General features: G+C 41.3%; 19 protein-coding genes and 1 pseudogene. 16 read left to right on the plus strand and 4 right to left on the minus strand.

All coding sequences use genetic code 11. The features are described from left to right. Positions 1–25 precede the first annotated feature (25 nt). The 10 genes from AC1TO9_RS18915 to AC1TO9_RS18960 all read left to right on the plus strand — a co-directional run bounded on the left by AC1TO9_RS18915 (position 26) and on the right by AC1TO9_RS18960 (position 11,736). On the plus strand, positions 26–1,216 hold the full coding sequence (locus AC1TO9_RS18915; protein ID WP_482060159.1) for a glycosyltransferase family 4 protein: 1,191 nt from the start codon (positions 26–28) through the stop codon (positions 1,214–1,216). Continuing rightward, positions 1,141–2,409 carry a glycosyltransferase family 4 protein gene (locus tag AC1TO9_RS18920; protein WP_482060160.1) on the plus strand — a complete coding sequence of 423 codons (1,269 nt, stop codon included), beginning with the start codon at positions 1,141–1,143 and terminating at the stop codon, positions 2,407–2,409. The genes AC1TO9_RS18915 and AC1TO9_RS18920 overlap by 76 nt, the downstream gene beginning before the upstream one ends. Then, positions 2,409–3,548, plus strand: a complete 1,140-nt coding sequence (locus tag AC1TO9_RS18925) for a glycosyltransferase (RefSeq protein WP_482060161.1) — start codon at positions 2,409–2,411, stop codon at positions 3,546–3,548. The genes AC1TO9_RS18920 and AC1TO9_RS18925 overlap by 1 nt, the downstream gene beginning before the upstream one ends. 1 nt (position 3,549) lies before the next feature. Beyond that, on the plus strand, positions 3,550–4,926 hold the full coding sequence (locus tag AC1TO9_RS18930) for a sugar phosphate nucleotidyltransferase (RefSeq protein WP_482060162.1): 1,377 nt from the start codon (positions 3,550–3,552) through the stop codon (positions 4,924–4,926). Positions 4,927–4,989: 63 nt separating this feature from the next. After that, positions 4,990–6,159 carry a nucleotidyltransferase domain-containing protein gene (locus AC1TO9_RS18935; RefSeq protein WP_482060163.1) on the plus strand — a complete coding sequence of 390 codons (1,170 nt, stop codon included), beginning with the start codon at positions 4,990–4,992 and terminating at the stop codon, positions 6,157–6,159. 35 nt (positions 6,160–6,194) lie between these two features. Continuing rightward, a complete protein-coding gene (locus tag AC1TO9_RS18940; protein ID WP_482056241.1) occupies positions 6,195–6,488 on the plus strand; it encodes a lasso peptide biosynthesis PqqD family chaperone in 294 nt (97 codons plus the stop codon). After that, complete coding sequence (locus AC1TO9_RS18945; protein ID WP_482060164.1) at positions 6,488–6,970, plus strand: lasso peptide biosynthesis B2 protein; 483 nt, start codon at positions 6,488–6,490, stop codon at positions 6,968–6,970. Before AC1TO9_RS18940 ends, AC1TO9_RS18945 begins: the two co-directional genes overlap by 1 nt. A 22-nt stretch (positions 6,971–6,992) precedes the next feature. Beyond that, positions 6,993–8,798: an ABC transporter ATP-binding protein gene (locus tag AC1TO9_RS18950; protein WP_482060165.1), complete on the plus strand. Its 1,806-nt coding sequence runs from the start codon at positions 6,993–6,995 to the stop codon at positions 8,796–8,798. 247 nt (positions 8,799–9,045) lie between these two features. Next, the gene (locus AC1TO9_RS18955) at positions 9,046–10,254 is read left to right on the plus strand and encodes an MFS transporter (protein ID WP_482060166.1); all 1,209 of its coding nucleotides are present in this window, start codon (positions 9,046–9,048) and stop codon (positions 10,252–10,254) included. 282 nt (positions 10,255–10,536) lie between these two features. After that, entirely contained in the window at positions 10,537–11,736 is a 1,200-nt protein-coding gene (locus AC1TO9_RS18960) for an MFS transporter (RefSeq protein ID WP_482060167.1), read from the plus strand. Between the two features lie 287 nt (positions 11,737–12,023). Here the strand turns inward: AC1TO9_RS18960 and AC1TO9_RS18965 are convergent, their stop codons facing one another. Further along, entirely contained in the window at positions 12,024–12,233 is a 210-nt protein-coding gene (locus tag AC1TO9_RS18965) for a helix-turn-helix domain-containing protein (RefSeq protein ID WP_482060168.1), read from the minus strand. 521 nt (positions 12,234–12,754) lie between these two features. Between AC1TO9_RS18965 and AC1TO9_RS18970 the strand changes: the two genes are divergently transcribed. Further along, complete coding sequence (locus AC1TO9_RS18970) at positions 12,755–13,057, plus strand: hypothetical protein (RefSeq protein WP_482060169.1); 303 nt, start codon at positions 12,755–12,757, stop codon at positions 13,055–13,057. 132 nt (positions 13,058–13,189) lie between these two features. Here AC1TO9_RS18970 and AC1TO9_RS18975 read toward each other — a convergent pair. Continuing rightward, positions 13,190–13,294, minus strand: a pseudogene (locus AC1TO9_RS18975) (MFS transporter); the annotation flags it as partial. A 14-nt stretch (positions 13,295–13,308) separates the two neighbouring features. Beyond that, positions 13,309–14,289 (minus strand): aldo/keto reductase, encoded by a 981-nt coding sequence (locus AC1TO9_RS18980; protein ID WP_482060170.1) that lies wholly within the window; start codon positions 14,287–14,289, stop codon positions 13,309–13,311. A 200-nt stretch (positions 14,290–14,489) separates the two neighbouring features. Between AC1TO9_RS18980 and AC1TO9_RS18985 the strand changes: the two genes are divergently transcribed. Beyond that, complete coding sequence (locus AC1TO9_RS18985; RefSeq protein WP_482060171.1) at positions 14,490–15,404, plus strand: AraC family transcriptional regulator; 915 nt, start codon at positions 14,490–14,492, stop codon at positions 15,402–15,404. A 122-nt stretch (positions 15,405–15,526) separates the two neighbouring features. On the opposite strand, the gene AC1TO9_RS18990 is transcribed toward AC1TO9_RS18985, so the two are convergent. After that, positions 15,527–15,628, minus strand: a complete 102-nt coding sequence (locus tag AC1TO9_RS18990) for a putative motility protein (RefSeq protein WP_482060172.1) — start codon at positions 15,626–15,628, stop codon at positions 15,527–15,529. 101 nt (positions 15,629–15,729) lie between these two features. Between AC1TO9_RS18990 and AC1TO9_RS18995 the strand changes: the two genes are divergently transcribed. The 4 genes from AC1TO9_RS18995 to AC1TO9_RS19010 all read left to right on the plus strand — a co-directional run bounded on the left by AC1TO9_RS18995 (position 15,730) and on the right by AC1TO9_RS19010 (position 20,083). Continuing rightward, complete coding sequence (locus AC1TO9_RS18995; protein ID WP_482056246.1) at positions 15,730–16,065, plus strand: ArsR/SmtB family transcription factor; 336 nt, start codon at positions 15,730–15,732, stop codon at positions 16,063–16,065. A 205-nt stretch (positions 16,066–16,270) separates the two neighbouring features. Continuing rightward, positions 16,271–17,221 carry a cation diffusion facilitator family transporter gene (locus tag AC1TO9_RS19000; RefSeq protein WP_482060173.1) on the plus strand — a complete coding sequence of 317 codons (951 nt, stop codon included), beginning with the start codon at positions 16,271–16,273 and terminating at the stop codon, positions 17,219–17,221. Between the two features lie 163 nt (positions 17,222–17,384). Beyond that, positions 17,385–17,591 carry a copper chaperone CopZ gene (copZ, locus tag AC1TO9_RS19005; RefSeq protein ID WP_482060179.1) on the plus strand — a complete coding sequence of 69 codons (207 nt, stop codon included), beginning with the start codon at positions 17,385–17,387 and terminating at the stop codon, positions 17,589–17,591. A gap of 80 nt (positions 17,592–17,671) precedes the next feature. Beyond that, positions 17,672–20,083 (plus strand): heavy metal translocating P-type ATPase, encoded by a 2,412-nt coding sequence (locus tag AC1TO9_RS19010; protein WP_482060174.1) that lies wholly within the window; start codon positions 17,672–17,674, stop codon positions 20,081–20,083. The last annotated feature ends 110 nt before the right edge of the window (positions 20,084–20,193 follow it).

Consider the following 20,193-nt stretch of genomic DNA (forward strand, 5'->3'; position numbering starts at 1 on the left):
CATACTGAAGAAAAGAGAGATAATTATGAATGTACTATCGACTGGAATGGGATGGATAGATATCCAATATGGGGGACTTAACCGATACTTTTCCGATTATTCTAGTGCCATGAAAGAATATGGTCATTCCGAACTCGGGTTTATTGTTGCGCCAAAAGGATCCCAAATAAGTACTGATCTTAATATAAGAAATGTTACAAATGAAATGGAAGTAAACCATTTCTTACCTCGAATGAGTTCAATTCGGAAACATACTCAACAAGCAATAAGTTCTTTTCATCCGGACGTATTTAATCCTCATTTTGCATTTTACACTACGATGGTTAATAGGAGGCTAATTCCATCACATGTACCTATTGTTGCCCATTTTCATGGTCCGTGGGCGTTGGAAACAGAGGTGCAAGAGACGAAAGCAGCGACTAATGCTACAAATGAAGCAAAGTTCTGGATCAAGAAGCAAGTAGAACAATTGACTTACCGCCGTTCGGATAGCTTCATTGTCCTAAGTGAGTACTTTCGAGACGTATTGACTGAAACGTACGGAGTAGATGAGAGAAAGATAAACATTATACCCGGTGCGGTTGATCATAATCGCTTCCGACCTCATCATAATCGTGAGGAACTAAGGACACAACTAGGTATTTCCTCAAATCAACCTTTGCTGTTCTGTATTAGAAGGTTAGTTCGAAGAATGGGAATTGACCGTTTGATACATGCCATGGTCGAAGTAGTTCGTGTTCAGCCAAACGTCCAACTGTTCATAGGGGGAGATGGACCGATGCGGACGGAATATGAAGAACTCATCGTTCAACTCGGACTTTCTTCCAATGTGAAATTGCTTGGTAGAATTTCGAATGAGGAACTCGTGCAGTATTACCAAGCAGCGGATGTCAGCTTAGTTCCAACCCTCACATTAGAGGGATTCGGACTTATTACTATAGAATCTCTTGCCTGTGGAACACCAGTGTTGGGAACTCCTTATGGGGGAACGAGAGAGATTTTACATCAAATATCTGACGATTTAATGTTTAAAGACGGAACATCTGAATCTATTAGTAAGAAGATTATTGATGTCCTGAATAAGGATTCTTTCCTACCTTCCCGGGAAGCGTGCAGAGAGCATGTGCTGAATCGCTATACATGGGGGAGAGTGGCGGAAGCTGTGACCGATGTATTCACAGAAGAAATTGGAAAAAGGAAGGAATTCAAAAGATGAGAATCGCCTTTTATAACCATACGAGCACAATCAGCGGAGCGGAGATTAGTCTGCTGTTGACTGCCAAACATTTAGAAAATGCCCATCCGATATTGTTTGCACCAGAGGGAGAGTTGCTACAGAGAGCGCGCAGCCAAGGACTAGAAGTCGTTGCTTTGCCCAGTTTCCGAGCGAGAATGACTAGGAATCCGCTTCTTCTTGTTCTCTATGTTATGGGAATGTTGTGGGCAGGATGGAGACTAGCGCTTCTTATGAGAAAAAGTCAGGTAGATCTCATTCATGCCAATTCAATAAGAGCGGGCATTATGGCAGGCTTATTCAGATGGTACCACCGACTGCCAGTTGTATGGCATTTGCGAGACATGCCTCCGCAGGGCTACATAGGCAAGCTTATCCGAAAGTTCGCAGGGAGTAGCGCTCAGGCACTCATCGGTATTTCCGAATCTGTCATTCAAGGGATAGATCATCCTTCTGTAGAAGGACGGTGTCATCTTGTGCATAACGGTGTGGAACTAAGGAGTTTTAATACCGAGGTAAGACAAGGGTTAAGAAAAAGAATCCGTTTAGAATTAAGAACACCGCAGGAAGCACGAGTGTTGGCGATTATAGGTCAGATTGCTCCGTGGAAGAGACAAGAAGATGCCATAGAAGCATTCGCCAGACTTGTTCGTGAGGAACGGAACACAGTTCTATGGATTGTCGGAGAAGCCAAGTTTAGGCAAGAGAATGAACAATATCTCGACAAACTGAAAGAGAAGGTTAAATCGCTACACCTTGAAGATAAAGTGTTATTTACAGGATTCAGAGAAGATGTATTGGAGATCTGCTGTTCAGCAGATCTCCTTTTATTATGTTCAGACCATGAACCCTTCGGAAGGGTCATTATTGAAGCTATGTCACAAGGGACGCCTGTCGTAGGGACGCGAGGAGGTGGCGTACCTGAGATCATCCAACATGGTGTGAATGGATTGATGTATGAGATCGGGAATGTCGATGAACTTACACATTGTATCCGGCAGGTGCTCGATGATGAGATCGTATGGTATACGCTTAGTCACAATGGACTTGAGCAGGCCCGAGAGAGGTTCTCTATCGTACAGACTGCTCAAAAGATTGAACTGATTTATCAGCAGTTATTGGCGAGACCGGGCATCGAATTGCCGGAACATCAGCGTGCTAGGGAGATGATGTAATGCGAGATCTGAAAGTAGCCATTGTGCATGATTATCTCAATCAAATGGGAGGAGCGGAACGGGTAGTGGCTGTATTCCACAAAATGTACCCTGAAGCACCTATTTATACAACAATTGTAGATCGAAATAAACTGTTTCCCGAATTAAGAGATGCTGACATCAGGACGTCTTGGATGCAGCGAATTCCAGGAATATTAGGGAAATTCAAAATGTTCTTCTGGTTATACCCATTCGCGGTAAGTTCAATGAACTTGAAGGGATACGACCTTATTCTCAGCTCCAGTAGTGCGTATGCGAAAGGGGTACACAAAGACAGAGAGAGCATCCATATCTGTTACTGTCATACACCTATGCGCTTCGCATGGAACTATGAAGCGTATATGGAAAGCGTTCAAGTGCCAAATACCGTGAAAAGACTTGCGAAATGGTTGATTAAACCTCTTCAGATATGGGATAAGCACAACTCCAAGCGGGTTGATCGATTGGTTGCGAATTCTACCATTGTGAAAGAGCGAATCAGAGAATGTTATGGAATGAATGCTCAGCTTATTTTCCCACCGGTTGAGATTAGCCGGTTTAGCATCAGTAAAGGGAAGTCGGAAGATTACTTTCTAGTTGTCTCCAGGTTGGTATCGTACAAAAGAATTGATTTGGCCGTGGAGGCTTGCACCCGACTGGGTCAGCTTTTACTCGTAGTTGGCGATGGTCCAGATCGGCAGAGACTTGAACAGCTAGCAGGCGATTCCGTTATTTTTCTTGGGAGAAGTAGTGATGAAGAGGTCGTCCAATACATGCAACATTGCAAAGCGCTGATCTTTCCTGGGATTGAAGATTTCGGTATAACACCACTTGAAGTTAATGCATGTGGCAGGCCGATCATTGCTTACTGTGAGGGTGGAGCCCTAGACACGGTTGTAGATGAACAGACAGGATTATTCTTCGAGGAGCAATCGGTAAGCTCGTTAATGGCAACGATCGATCAGTTCGATCAATATCAGTGGAATCCAGAACAAATTCGGCAGCATGCTGAGCAATTCAGTGAGCAAATATTTATAGAACGGCTTCAGTCCAGCATTGATGGTCTGTTGGGAACAAGAGAGATCAATTCCAAGATTACGGAAGCGGAAGGGAGCTATTAACATGCATATCGTTCTATTGTCAGGAGGAAGCGGAAACCGATTATGGCCTTTATCGAATGAGACACGTTCCAAGCAGTTTTTGAAAATATTGGATAGCGTAACTGGGCAGAGGGAGTCGATGGTTCAGAGAGTATGGGGCCAGCTTGGCAAGATGAATTTACAGGAGTCCTCGGTTGTGGCAACCGGGAGATCACAGGTAGAGCAACTTCAGAATCAGCTTGGACTTGAAGTGGAAATGGTCGTCGAGCCTGAACGAAGAGATACGTTTCCTGCCATTGCACTGGCGGCAGGGTACCTGTATTCCGTTAAAGGTGTGAGTCTAAAGGATATTGTCATCGTACTTCCAGTTGATCCGTATGTAGAGGATCATTTCTTCGAGAAAGTGAAGGAGTTAGAAGCTCTAATGCTGGAAACTAAAGCTGATCTGGGATTAATAGGTGTCTCACCGGATAACCCTTCCTCGAAATTTGGCTACATCGTTCCCCATTCAACATCGAATGTAGACAATGGGACGGAATTTTACGAAGTTAGCCATTTCGTTGAGAAGCCTGAAGAACAAGTTGCTCTTCAATTGATGGAGCAGTCTGCCCTGTGGAATTGCGGCGTGTTTGCTTTTCGCCTCGAATATGTCATTAATCATCTCATAGAGCAGTCTCTTCCCATTCAATACGACGAATTGCTTCATCAGTATAACCGAATGGAAAAGATAAGTTTCGATTATGCCGTGGTGGAAAAAGCAAAGAATATTATTGTTATGCCGTATAAAGGAATGTGGAAGGACTTGGGTACTTGGGATGTGTTAACAGAGGAAATACACACGTCCATCATTGGAAGAGGTACATTGTCCGACGATTGCTTGAATACGCATGTTATTAATGAATTGGATATTCCTATAACAGTCATTGGTGCTCCCAATTTAATCGTTGCGGCTAGCCCAGATGGGATTCTTGTATCTGACAAGAACGCCAGTATTCGAATTAAGGATGTTATGCAATTTGGGGATCAGCGACCAATGTATGAAGAACGCCGTTGGGGACGTTATCGAGTGTTGGACTACATTAAATATCCGAATGGCAATGAAGTGTTGACCAAACGTATATGTATTCTTCAAGGGAAGAGTTTGAGCTATCAATACCATCTATTACGTCAGGAAGTATGGACGGTGGTATCCGGACAAGGCGAAATGATATTGGATGGCAAAGTGCGTATGATCGGAATGGGGGATGTGATCGTAATTTCACCTGAAGCGAAGCATAGCTTACGAGCTATGACCGATATCGAAATCATCGAGGTGCAGACAGGCAGTGAATTGATTGAAAATGACATCGTGAGATTGGCCATGAATTGGGAGGAAATAATTGATATTGTTTCGGTCTGAAAGAGGATTTCATGAATAAGTCATATATGTTGATAATATCGAAGCGATCGTGAGGTAAGTACATTGATATTAGATGCAATTAAATTGGACCTGAGTGAAGTATCCAAAGAATTATCTTTATTACTCTTTATTTTACGTGAAGATATGCTCGATGAGACTAGCATTAAGGAATATACAGTGGATGTAGACTGGAAGCTATTTGTGAAGCTCGTTATGCATCATCGGGTATATCCTCTTGTATATTTGAAGTTGAAAGGACTTGACCCCCTCATCATTCCTACTATCGTTATGGAAGCACTTCAACAGCAATATCATAACAACACAATGAAGATGCTACATCTTAGCAGGGAAATGAATCATATTTGCAAAGCATTCGCCAAGAGTGGAATACGTACTCTTTTACTAAAGGGTCCTATTCTTGCAATACAGCTCTATGGAGATTTGGCGCACAGGACATCCAAAGATCTAGATATTCTAGTTCCCGCAGAAGATGTGGAGAAGGCTGAGGAAATACTGGCACAGCTTGGTTACGAGTCAAAGGATGAGCATATATTGGACAATTGGAAGAAGAAATCACATCACCTATCCTTCGAGCATAGTAAGCATTTTGCACAAGTTGAAATTCACTGGCGGCTGAATCCTCATTTCAGTGAGTCATTCTCGTTCGATCACCTATGGGAGCGTAAGAATGATGTGACATTGTCCAATCAAACGTTTCACAATTTAGGCAATGAAGATCTGCTCCACTATCTTACTGACCATGGTGCCAGGCATGGCTGGTTCCGATTACGTTGGTTAATGGATATTGAAAGGTTGCTACCTACAATAAACAGTGGAAATATGAAATTTCATTTCGATCAATATGGCGGACAGCAATACGTAGGGCAGGCATTTATCCTATTATCGCACCTGCTATCAACGAAGATCCCTCATGATTTAGAATTGTTAACGATAAGCACTAAATCACACCGACTAGCAGAAATGGCCCTCTATTATATAACAAGAATCGTTAAATTAAATCCGGTACCAGAGAAAAGTGTGGCTTGGCATTATAATCGCTACTTATTTAAGTTAATGTCGGGAAAACAGAAATGTACTTATCTTGTAAACAAGCTTTCTCCCAGCTCACAAGATGCTTTATTATTGCCATTGCCTAAAACACTTCATTTCCTCTACTTCCCACTTCGACCTATTCTTTGGTTCTTGCGTCGAATGAAACATCAATCCGTATAAACTGTGTCTTATCTTAATAGAGGAGGTTACTATTCATGAGCATTGAATTAATCACAACGGATGATCTTATCGTACAATCTGAGGGTTTCATGGTAAGCGATATGGATGGCGAGAAAGTGATGCTGAGCATCGAGAACGGCAAATATTATAATCTCGGTCAGATCGGTGGCCGGATTTGGGAACTTCTGGCTTCCCCTGTTACCATTGCGAGCATGGTAGAGCAATTAGTGATGGAGTATGAGATCGAACATGATGTGTGCGAGAAGCAAGTATATACATTCATGCAGCATCTTGCATCCGAAGGACTCGTGCAGGTGAGTAAGCAATAATGAGTTGGTATAAGAAAGTACGCAGATTTAGTTCTTATCCTCTTGTTGTGAAGTGGATGTTCGTAGAAGCTTATTTCTACCTGGCGTGGGGAAGGGTGATGAAGTTATTACCTTTCTCCAAAGTGGTCCCTTCCTTAGGGGAGCGTATGAAGGAAACGCCACATACGACTTGTACGGAGCAGGACTTGTTTCTGTTACGTAGAGTGTCGAAGGCCGTCCATGCGATGAGTCGTGTAACATGGTGGGAGAGTCAGTGCTTGGTCAAGGCCATCGCAGCGATGAAGATGCTAGAGCGAAGAGGAATCTCGAGTACCTTATATCTGGGAAGCGGCCGAGATGACCAGGGACAGATGGTTGCGCATGCTTGGCTGCGTAGCGGCTCTTACATTGTGACAGGTAAAGAAGGACACGAGAGGTATGCTGTCGTAGGGATATTTGGGAGTAGCAACCATTCTAAAGCTCTAGCGTCTATGAAGCGGTAAACCGCATAAGGAGTTATTTATAATGAAAGATCTATTGTATTTCGTTCGTAAAATGCAGCTTGTCGCAGGGTTTAAACTGTATTTCAATATGTTCATGACGCTGATCATAAGTTTACTGGACGGCATTGGTATCTATTTGATCGTTCCACTTCTCAGTACTATAGGCGTATTTGATATGAATATGGATGGAATACCGCTGGTCTCATCACTAAAATCTTTAATAGAGTCATGGTCATTTGAGTTGAATTTACCGATTGTACTGGCTATATATGTTGTCATTGTGGGGGGGCAAGCACTACTCCAACGAAGCCAGATTTTGTTGAATTCTAGAATTCTGCAAAGCTTTATCCGTACACTCCGGATTGAGACGTATCAAGGATTGATACAAGCGAAATGGGAGTTCTACCTGCGCAAGCGTAAGTCAGACTTCAACCATATTATGTCTAATGAACTTGCGCGTGTGAATTTCGGCACCTCTTTATTCCTACAGATGATCTCTTCCGTTATTTTCACAATAATACAGATCGCTCTTGCCTTGTGGTTGTCACCGATACTAACGGTGGTCGTACTGGTCAGTGGCGGGCTATTGGCCCTTTATTCACGTAAATTTATTAAGAAGTCGAAGCGTATTGGTGAAGATACAACAGAACTGTCTAAGTATTATTTCGCAGGGATCAGCGATCATTTCAATGGTATTAAGGATATTAAGAGCAATAGATTGGAGCAGTCTCATATACACTGGTTCAGAAATTTGTCTGAAAGAATGGAAAATAACTTTATCCAGTTGGGAAAGGTTAATTCCCTGTCTCAGCTAATTTATCGAATATCCTCTGTAGTATTGGTTGCCGGCTTCGTCTATCTGGCACTTGAGGTTATTCATACTCCAGCCGAACAATTAATTATCGTTATTCTCATCTTCTCGCGACTGTGGCCGAGGTTTATTGGCATCCAAGCGAACACCGAGCAGCTTGTAACTAATTTGCCAGCATTTCAAGCGATGCGCAAGCTACAAATAGAATACGAGGCAGAGAAGGAACTCGGAGATATTGTATCCATTGGTGAGCCTGTTCGATTGAATATGAAATACGGAATAGAATGTAGGGATGTGAACTACAGGTACGATTCCAAAGAACTCGTATATGCTTTGCGTGATATTAATGTACATATACCCGCTAACCGCATGACGGCAATCGTTGGTAAATCAGGTGCAGGCAAGAGCACGCTTATTGATATGTTGATGGGGCTAATTCATCCAGAGAATGGGCAAGTAATGATTGACGGTGTGTCACTTAAAGATGATCAGCAGCTTCTGTCTCTACGCAGTTCGATCGGATATGTAGCACAGGATCCGTTTCTCTTCAATGAGAGTATTCGTGATAATTTGAAGTTGGTCAATCCTTCTGCTAATGATGACGAGCTATGGGAAGCATTGAAATTCTCTGCCTCCGAACAATTTGTACGTAAACTTCCTCAAGGACTGGATACGGTAATCGGTGACCGGGGGATCCGATTGTCTGGAGGAGAACGGCAACGGATTGTGTTAGCAAGAGCCATATTGAAACGTCCTGCCATTCTTGTGTTGGATGAAGCGACAAGCGCGCTAGACAGTGAGAATGAAAGATTGATTCAAGAGGCGCTGGAACATCTGAAAGGAAGCATGACAATTATCGTTATCGCTCACCGACTATCTACGATTCGCAATGCGGATCAGGTGATAGTCATGGAGGAAGGTCAGGTTATTCAACAAGGCGGATATCAGCAACTATCGCAGGAGAGTAAAGGTACCTTCAGACAGCTACTTAATTATCAGACGGGTGCTCAGATGTAAGTAGCCCGTGAAGTAATCACTGATAAGCGAGAACCAGAAAAAACATGTATGTCTAATATGGGCGGTATGATGCAAAAGGAAGCTTCTCATGAGTTCATTGAACTTGTGGGAGGCTTCTTTTTTATACCAATTGTGAGGGATATCATTAATATTGTGCGATAAATAGTATTGCTCAATATAGTCGCAATGAGTAATATGAGTAAGGTATGTTCAATATAAAATAGAGATAAATAGGATGGAGAGCATCATGAAGACAACACATCAGAGCGCATTAATTTTCTCATTTACTTTTATGGCTTTTATTCTGGGTACGACGGAGTATATTATTGTTGGCTTACTCCCGGAGATATCCGCGAGCTTCGGGGTTACGCTAGCGACAGCTGGGGCCTTGATATCTGGCTTCGCGATCGCTTATGCAATTGGCACACCCATTATGATGTCCTTGTGCAGCCGATTTCCGAAGCGGGTTATGATTCTTGTATCGCTTGTATTGATTCTGCTGCTGAATTTATGGAGTGCTATTGTTGGAACTTACAGTATGCTACTGGTGACTAGAATAGTTACTGCCGTACTATGTGGTTTTGTTCTTTCTATAGCAATTACGGTAGCGAATGAAGTGGTTGACCGGGAGAAGAGAGGTAAAGCGATTGCTACAATGTTGAGCGGCTTCGCTGTCGCGAATGTATTAGGTGTGCCGATCGGCACTTTTGTAGGGCAGTTTTTCACTTGGCCTGCAGCATTTGTTCTTAATGGAATATTAGCTGGAATTGCCATAGTGCTAAATTATGTCTATGTTCCACGCAAACTACAGAAGCCTGTGCCCAGCTCACTCAAGGATCAGATCGCACTGTTCACGAATGGACGTATTATTCTTGCGTTTCTCATTCCGGTTACGGCAGTGGGAGCCGTATTTGTGGTGTACACTTACATTACACCGATACTGGTGCAAGTGATGAATATTCCTAAGAGCTCGGTGAGCGGTGTCCTGTTAGTATATGGGCTTGCCACGATTGTCAGCAACTGGATTGGAGGCAAGATTGCGACTGGGAATGCGGTAAGTAAGCTTAGATTCGTATTTCTTGTACAAGCTTCGGTCTATATCCTCTTTAGTATGACCGCATCGATCTCAATTCTAGGAATGATCGTACTAATTGTTCTAGCCACAATGTCAAGTATTGTGAGTGCACCCGCCCAGCTCTATTTGATTGATTTGGCCAAGCAGTCCTCACCGAAAGCGAAGGACCTCGCTGCAACGTTGAATCCAGTAGCCTCTAACTTAGGAATCGCAGGTGGATCTGCGATTGGTGGTGTGGTAATCCAACATGGAGGATTAACCTTCCTTCCTGTAGCTGCTGCCATCCTAGCGATATCGGCATGTGTGATTGCGTGTATATGTTACAGGTTGGATCATCAAAGTCAAACAGCGGTTATCGGTCAGAATCAAAACTTAACCTGAAGAGCAGATTTGCTTAATAAATACCTGGATACTGCAGACAAAATAGGAGTAGAAGCCTAAGTGTATCTACACCATATCTTAATAACAACAAGCGTTGCACTATTATGAACCCAAGCGCTTGTTGTTTGCTGTCTTACCGTTCATTAGTTTCACCACCTCGTAAGGATTATAACAAATATATAGACCATAAAGGAGCGATAACATGAACGAATCAACTAAAAGTAACTCTACATATTTTTTGAAAATAAGGGAAGGATAAGTTTTTAAGGGGGCTTATATACGATGGGTAAAGAAAAAATTAAATTATGGACAAGCCAATATTTAATTATTATATTATTGTCTTTAGTAATGTTTTCTTCTTTTTATATGATTACAGCGGGTTTCCCAATTTTTGTATCAACCATTAGTGATAATCCTGCGATTGCAGGAATCATGACGACGACCTTAATGTTAGCATCACTAATTACGCGCTTCTTTGCAAGTGTGATTATCCAAAAAGTTAATATGAAATTGCTCCTCATTATTTCCCTCCTTTATTTTTTGGGCACAATCGGTCTTACATTTGTAAACGACTCCGTCGTATTTTTAATATTCATTAGAGCACTGCAAGGTGTTGGATTTTGTATGCTTACGAGTTTAGTCTTTACGATATCAAGTAATATTGTTCCTAAATCTCGGTTAGGTGAGGGCATTGTTTTTTTCGCAATGTCTACAAGCGTTGGGACGACACTTGGGCCGCTAATCGCTATTTCTTATCTTGCAAATTATTCATTCCGGTCGATGATGATGTTAACTCTGGGCCTTATGTTTGTTGCATTTCTGTGCAGTTTTTTCACAAAAAATACGGTTAAAAAAGAAAGAGAAAGTCCACAGGCGACAAAAAAGGAACCTTTCTATAAGTACATGTTCGATAAACGTATCCTTCTTCCAAGTATTTTAGTAGCTTTCAATTACATGGCACTTGCTGGAACTGTCAACTTTATGGGGGCGTTTGGTAAAGAAATCAATGTTGGCGGAAGAATTTCACAGTTTTTTATCGCACAAGGAATTACAATGATATTAATTCGTGCTTTCTCTGGTAAAATTTTCGATCGATTCGGTCACAGAGTTCTTATTATTCCTGGCTCCATTTCAGGGGCAGTAGGTTTGATCTTATTAGGCTTCTCAACTAGTATGTGGATGGTTCTCGTTTCAGGGGGGTTATTCGGAATCGCTTTTGCCGTGATCCATCCAATTATCCAAGCTTGGGCATTAACTCTTGTTCCACCCGAGAAAAAAGCAACAGCCAATTCTATGCTTCTTATTTTTATAGATTTTGGTTTGGCCATTGGATCAGTAGGACTTGGTTTCTTAGCAAAAAGTATTGGGTACGGCATGACTTTTAGTTGTTCGTCAGCTTTTATGATTGTTATTTTGTTATTGTATCTAATTGGGAGCAAGAAAACGGTACCATTAGAAGCTAATAAGAAAAAATCATCCTGAACGAAACATACTAGCATACGAACGGGATAGATTAATTCAAAACTTCTACTTCATTCGTTGAATCTGTACAGCTTAGATATACTGAAATTAATGAGAAGATGAAAGATATCTATGGAACTCGACACTCTTCACCAGAGAACACTCCGACTAGAGAGAAACATAAATGTTTTTCAGGAAATGAAGAAAAGGATAACAGAACATACGGAAGACTTACTGAGCCGTGAGACAAGCCAACTTGAACATGATCAGAGACGAAATAAGGTTGAAGAATGGCTCCTTTATTATTATTAAGGAGTATAAAATACACTTTTATATTCTTTTTGTAGTTTTTTTGGAGAGAGATGATACTCCTTTTTGAATAGTCTATAAAAACTGGAATAATAAAGAAAACCGCAATTCAAGGCAATTTTCTCAATGGATATTTGATTTTGTTTAATCATAGTTACAGCATAAGCTAGGCGCTTTAATGATACATAACGGTAAAAGGGTAGGTTCATATTTTTTTGAAATAATTAAATACACTTGCTAGGCTTAGATCGAGCTCTGTCAAATGGATTTCAATGTATTCTAGTATAGATAAGATCCTTTGGTCCAGTTCATTTTCGAATGTAGTTGTAATACATAGGAACCCTGTGTCTTTTGATAAACAATATTCTCTTTCATAGATGGTGAACTAGATATAAAGTCATCTAATAAATTCTCGCTTAAGTTAATAATGATTCGCTCATAGCTATCGAAGTTTTTAACAATAGCTTGATGAACGGCATAAGGAGGTATGACTACAACGTCCCCCTTCCCCTCATACAGCAACTTTTACAATATTTTTAGCAATATGCGTCATTTATTTTTGTTTTTTTGTTGTTATGATAACAGTATACAGTAATTGGGAAAGCGATAACAAATGATAATATACAAGACTAACTTAGGAGGAATTATAATGGATGTTAACGGTCAATAACCCAAGTTAGAAGTCAGATCTAAGAAAATTATCGAAATTGATGGATTGAAATTTAAAGATTTGAATAACGACGGCAAGCTGGACCCATATGAGGATTGGCGTTTGAGTCCGGTAGAACGTGCAGATAATCTAGTTTCATTGATGAATAATGATAAGAAGATCGGTATGATGCTTATTAATACCCGCCAGATGGGGCTTACTCAGAAAGATAAGAATGAGACAAGTCACAACGGTGTCTTAGGAGATGAAACCGTATCCAGAGAGCGAGGTCCTTTGTTTTTCGACAAACGTTTCGCAAAGAAAATGAATATCAACAAGGAAAATACCACTGAGACGGCGCTGACCGTGAACAATACCTGGTAACTTGTGTGTTGGGAAACCGAGCCTAGCATGATCGCACCCAGCCCAATGCCGAGGTCGGTAGCAGTCGAGAAAGAAGCATTGGCTACACCTGTACGTTCTGGACCGACAAGACGTATCGTTGCCGCCCATCTATTTGATAAATAGAGGCAACGTTGGATACAGCATATAAAATGAAGTGAGTAGGAATAACATCCCTATGAGCATAAGAATATACGACTTTGTCCATAGGCGTTCCACGGTTCATACCCCCATTAACTAAAACCAATGATTGGGTGAGGTACATACGGTTCTTCTAGGGACGCAATTTCCGCAGGTGATAATTTAATGGATAGAGCACCAACGGCATCTTCGAGATGTGATATTTTCGTAGCACCGATAATTGGAGCAGTTACTGGTTCTTTCTGTAGCAACCAGGCAAGTGCGATATGAATACGGGGAACGGCATGTTGCTCGGCGAGTGCTGCCACTCTATCGACAACCAAGCGATCTGCATTAGCAGTCGCATCATATTTAGATTTTTGAATTTGATCGGTTTCGGAACGATGAGTTGTTTCCGCCCAATCACGAGTCAATCTCCCTGATGCAAGCGGGCTATAAGGGATCACACCGATTTTCTCATCCTTACAAAGAGGTAGCATTTCTCGTTCCTCTTCACGGTAAATGAGGTTTAAATGATTCTGCATGGACACAAAACGAGTCCATCCATGTCTCTCCGCTACATGTAATGCCTTTTGGAACTGCCATGCGTACATGGCGGAAGCACCAATGTATCTTGCCTTCCCAGCCTTCACCACATCATGCAATGCTTCCATCGTTTCTTCGATAGGCGTATTGTAATCCCAGCGATGGATTTGATAAAGGTCTACATAATCGGTTCCAAGTCTTTGCAGACTCTTATCGATTTCACTCATAATTGCTTTTCGGGATAGACCAGCACCATTTGGACCTTCATGCATACGGGAATGAACCTTTGTTGCGAGTACAATTTCATCACGATTGGCATAATCCTTTAGAGCACGTCCAACAATTTCCTCGCTCGTTCCGTCTGAATATACATTCGCTGTATCGAAAAAATTGATACCAAGCTCAAGGGCCTTTTTGATAATAGGACGACTGTTCTCTTCATCGAGTACCCATGGATGCATCCACCTCTCTGCTACACCCAAGCTCATACAGCCTAGACAAAGCCTGGATACATCCAATCCTGTGTTTCCTAGTTTTACATATTCCATGTGATTACATCTCCCTTATATTTATTATTTATTTCACTTGTACTCTCGTGTATGTACTCTAATTATGCAACAAATGAATAGGAAATCGTTATCCTATTCGTATTAAATGATTGCCTAATCCTCTCACAATAAATTACGCCATCGACGAATATACGATAGAATGAAACTATCAATGATGAAGGAAATGAGGAGAATCTCATATGTCTGAGCGTATATATAAACAGCAGCATGAACTTGGAAGGCTTATTGAGTGTTATTCAGGGCAGGATGGCGTTCATCCAACGGCTATTCCGTCTTTATTTATCATCCGAGAATCTATTATTAGCGAACCAGTATATAGAGTTAACGAGCCATCCTTTTGCATTATTGTTCAAGGAGAGAAGGAGGTATCGCTGGCACAGGAGCGCTTTAGATATGGTCCTTCAGATTATATTGTTGCGTCCGTTGGTTTACCGGTTATGGGACAAGTGATAAAAGCCTCTCCTGACGCCCCGTATATGGCTTTCAAACTTGAATTTACACCGAGTCAAATTTTAGATTTTTTAAGTGATTCTGACATTCTAGTTGGATCGAAGAAAAATGCGAAACGGGCTATGTTTGTTAGCAAAGTGGAGCCATCACTGTTAGAAGCAGTAGTCAGGTTAGCTTGTTTGCTAGACAAACCGGAAGATATCCCTGTACTAGCGCCATTATTCACGAAGGAAATTCTGTATAGGATTCTACAAGGTCCGCATGGGGATGCGCTGGAACAAATGGCAATCGAGGGTAGCTATGGCTATCGAATTAGAGGTGTCATGGAACATATCTTACATAATTATGATAGATCTTTTCGAATTGAGGAACTTGCTGAAATAGCGAACATGAGTGTTGCTTCGATTTATAGGCACTTCAAAGAGATCACCGCGATGAGCCCGATTCAGTTTCAAAAGAAATTGAGACTACAGGAAGCTAGGCGGCTGTTATTATCCGAGTCAACAGATGCCGCAGATGTCGCATTCCGAGTAGGCTACGAAAGTCCATCGCAATTCAGTCGTGAATATTCCCGGATGTTTGGTTTGCCGCCTAGAGAAGATATAAATCGTCTGATGATGAAATACGACCAACGGATCAACTGATGAATCCTGTTCAAAGGGGGAATCATTGGGTAGATACTTGAATCTCTCATACTGATAATAACCTCCATTACCTTCCTAGAGTAATGGGGGTTATCGGTTTTGGAGTTATCATCAACTACTTATTAGGCTTTAATATCGATACGGCCACCCAGATTGGGCTGCACGCTTTGTTCCATCATTTTAATAAAAGCTTGTGTATTTCCAGCAGCTTGATCTTTTGACATTTTTAAGTTGACAATAACAAAATAAATAAGTTAATCTATATATGAGCACATGTTCATATATCAATATAACAAACAATCTATTGCTGGAGGTGAATCCTACAATGAACGAGGATATGAATAAAGGTGAAACGAACGTTAGTAAAGAGGGGCATTTAGACGAAGAAACATTATTTGTTGTGTCACAAACATTTAAAGCGTTGAGTGATCCAACAAGAATACGTATATTAAACTTATTATGTTCAGATGAGCATTCCGTTAATGATATCGCAGAAATTTTAAATTTAAGTCAATCCACCGTATCACATCAATTACGTTTCTTAAAAAACTTACGACTCGTTAAGTTTAGAAGAGAAGGTACGACGTTATATTATTCGAGAGATGATGATCACGTTATGAATCTGTTAGTACAAGCGATTGAACATGCGACGCATAATTAGATATAAGTGAGAGTTCAAAAAGTCGACTTTTCAGCACCGAGAAGATTGGATGAAGATAGGGAGTGAGGAGCGGAGTGTAGGCAGTACCTACGTGAGCACCGGAAGGACCGGCTGAATTCAATCTTCGATGTCGAATACACCTCTTGAGATGCTTCGTGATCAAAAGATGACTTTTTGAACTTCCTCTAAATAAAGGAGAATTTATATGGGACACAATCATGGGCATGACCACGATCACACGCATGGTGCCAATAAAAAGGTATTATTGATCTCATTCATCATCATTACAGGTTATATGATCGTTGAAGTCATTGGTGGTTTTTTAACAAATAGTCTTGCCCTCTTATCAGATGCTGGGCATATGCTAAGTGACTCGATCGCATTAGCCATCGCTTTAGTTGCATTTATATTAGGAGAAAAAGTAGCGAGTCATAGTAAGACATTTGGTTATAAACGATTTGAGATTTTAGCAGCTGTGTTAAATGGAGTTACATTAATTGTGATTGCACTATTTATTTTTTATGAAGCGATTAAACGCTTTGCGAACCCACCTGAAGTTGCAACCACAGGGATGCTTATTGTTAGTGTCATTGGATTATTGGTCAACATTGTTGTAGCGTGGATTATGATGCGTGGTGGCGATACTGAGGATAATTTAAATATGCGTGGGGCATACTTACATGTACTAAGTGATATGCTTGGCTCTGTTGGTGCCATTGCGGCTGCATTACTAATCATGTTCTTTGGTTGGAGGTGGGCAGATCCACTTGCGAGTGTCATTGTTGCGATTCTCGTATTAAGAAGTGGTTACTATGTAACGAAGGCAGCGATTCATGTATTGATGGAAGGAACGCCATCCAATGTTGATGTCAGCGATGTGATACAGACCATTGAACAAACAAAAGGCATTCAAAGCATCCATGATTTACATATTTGGACGATTTCGAGTGGACTAAATGCCCTTTCTTGCCATGCTGTTGTTGATGATGAGCTTACCATTGCCGAAAGTGAAAAGTTGTTACGTAAGATAGAACATGAACTTGAACATAAAGGGATTACGCATGTGACGATCCAACTGGAGACAGTTGCACATAAACATGACGAATCGATCCTTTGTACGATAAAAAACGAACCGGCACATGATCACGATCATTAAGAATCATGTTTCATTAAAATGGATAAGAGCGTGACGCACATATTTTTTGTAAGAGTAAATCTTCTAGTTTACATACCCTAGGTGGGTATGGTATGATTGATTTAAGTTAGCAGAACGAACGATGAAAATTGAAAGAATACTTTATTTGAAGGAGATCATAATGATGCAGAATGTAGCATTAAACGTACAAGGTATGTCTTGTGGACATTGCGTTAAATCCGTAGAAGAAAACGTAGGTAAATTAGCGGGTGTTGAACAAGTAAAGGTAAACTTAGCGGAAGCCCAAGTAGATATAGCATTTGATGAAGCGCAAGTGACACTAGAACAAATTAAAGAAACAATCGAAGAACAAGGTTATGACTTAGTATAAATAAACGGAGTGCTCTAGTAGCACTCTATTATTTTCAAAAATATATACCCCATGGGGGTATTGTGAAGGTGGCTAGTAACATGAGTGTAGAAGTTAAAGAGGCTAATCTGCAAATTACGGGGATGACGTGTGCAGCGTGTGCCATACGTATTGAGAAGGGTCTGAATAAAATGGATGGTGTTGAACAAGCCAATGTCAATCTAGCGCTTGAGAAATCATCGATTAAATATGATCCGACGAAACTTAGTGAAGCAGATTTCGAGAAGAAAATTGAGGCACTTGGTTATGGTGTTGTGAAACAACAAACAGAGCTAGACATTACAGGGATGACGTGTGCAGCGTGTGCCATACGTATTGAAAAAGGGTTAAACAAAATCGAAGGAGTCTCATCTGCAAACGTCAACTTAGCACTTGAAAAAGCAACGATTAAATTCAATCCATCCGAAGTAGCCATTGCAGAGATCATTGCGAAAGTCGAAAAGTTAGGTTATGGTGCGCATCAAAAAGTGGATGAGCAGGAAACGGTGGATCATCGTGAAAAAGCAATCCAAACACAAAAGCGTAAATTTATAATATCAGCCATTTTATCATTACCATTACTTTGGACGATGGTAGCACATTTTTCATTTACATCGTTCCTTTATCTGCCGGATATCTTAATGAATCCATGGCTACAAATGGCGCTCGCAACACCTGTACAATTCATTGTCGGGAAACAGTTCTACGTCGGTGCATACAAAGCATTACGAAATGGAAGTGCCAACATGGACGTACTCGTTGTTATGGGTACATCGGCAGCATACTTTTACAGTGTGTACCAAGCGCTGATCACGATGGGGTCAAGTCATGCGCCACATCTTTATTTTGAAACAAGTGCGGTACTAATTACGCTCATTATTCTAGGTAAACTATTTGAAGCAAAAGCAAAAGGTCGTTCATCAGAAGCGATTAAAAAATTAATGGGCTTACAAGCAAAAACAGCGATCGTTATACGTGACGGGGTTGAAAAGGAAATTCTATTAGAAGAGGTTATCATTGGTGACACCGTTTTAGTGAAACCGGGTGAAAAGATTCCCGTTGATGGTGAAGTGTTGAGCGGAAATACAGCGGTAGATGAATCGATGTTAACAGGGGAAAGCCTTCCCGTTGATAAGAAACAAGGTGACATATTATACGGTTCAACAATTAACAAGAACGGCTTCATACAAATGAAAACAACTAAAGTTGGTCGTGATACAGCATTAGCACAAATCATTAAGGTTGTAGAAGATGCGCAAGGTTCGAAAGCACCGATCCAGCGTTTAGCGGATCAAATTTCAGGTATTTTTGTACCTATCGTTGTAGGGATTGCGGTTGTCACATTCTTCATTTGGTTTCTATGGGTCAAACCAGGTGAATTTACACCAGCGTTAGAAGTGTTAATTGCCGTACTTGTGATTGCATGTCCATGTGCGCTTGGTCTTGCAACTCCAACGTCGATTATGGCAGGCTCTGGTCGTGCAGCTGAATTTGGAGTTTTGTTCAAAGGTGGCGAGCATTTAGAGCAGACACAAAGTATTGATACCGTTGTTGTTGATAAAACAGGTACAGTGACACATGGCAAACCAGTATTAACCAATGTGGTTATGGCAGATGGGCAAGATGAGAAACATTTCTTATCCCTTATCGGTGCAGCAGAGAAACAATCTGAACATCCATTAGCAGAAGCTATTGTTCAAGGTATCCAAGATAAAGGAATTGAACTAGGCAATGTACAATTGTTCGAAGCGATTCCTGGTTACGGTATACAAGCAACGGTATCTGGTCAAAGTGTCGTTATTGGGACGCGTAAATTAATGCAACAATACGGTATTGATGTTTCAAATGTGTTACCAAAGATGGAACAACTCGAAGAAAACGGTAAAACAGCGATGCTGGCTGCGATTGATGGGCAGTACGCAGGTCTAGTGGCCGTTGCAGATACAATTAAAGAAACATCAAAGGAAGCTATTCGCCGCCTGAAAGACATGGGGATTACGGTCATAATGATGACAGGTGATAACCAACGAACAGCAACAGCCATTGGTACTGAAGTTGGTGTTGATCACATTATTGCCGAAGTCCTTCCTGAAGGCAAAGCGGAAGAAGTGAAGAAACTACAAGCAACGGGTAAAAAAGTGGCGATGGTCGGTGATGGTATCAATGACGCTCCAGCTCTTGCAACAGCGAATATTGGGATGGCAATTGGTACTGGGACTGACGTAGCGATGGAAGCTGCCGATATTACACTGATTCGTGGTGACTTAAACAGCATTGCCGATGCGATCATGATGAGTCGTAAAACGATGCGCAATATCAAACAAAATTTATTCTGGGCGTTTGCCTATAATATTATTGGTATTCCGATCGCCGCAATGGGGCTACTTGCACCTTGGGTTGCAGGTGCAGCGATGGCATTCAGTTCGGTATCCGTTGTATTAAATGCACTACGATTACAACGCGTGAAGTTTTGAACTACTCACCACTTAACCGACCTTACGGTCTGTTTGAAGTGGGAGATTCCTAAGAACACCAACCTAACGGTTCGTTTTTAATTAGGCGATCCCCGTCATTCCAACGGTTA

It is taken from the genome of Paenibacillus sp. Y916, from assembly GCF_056786435.1.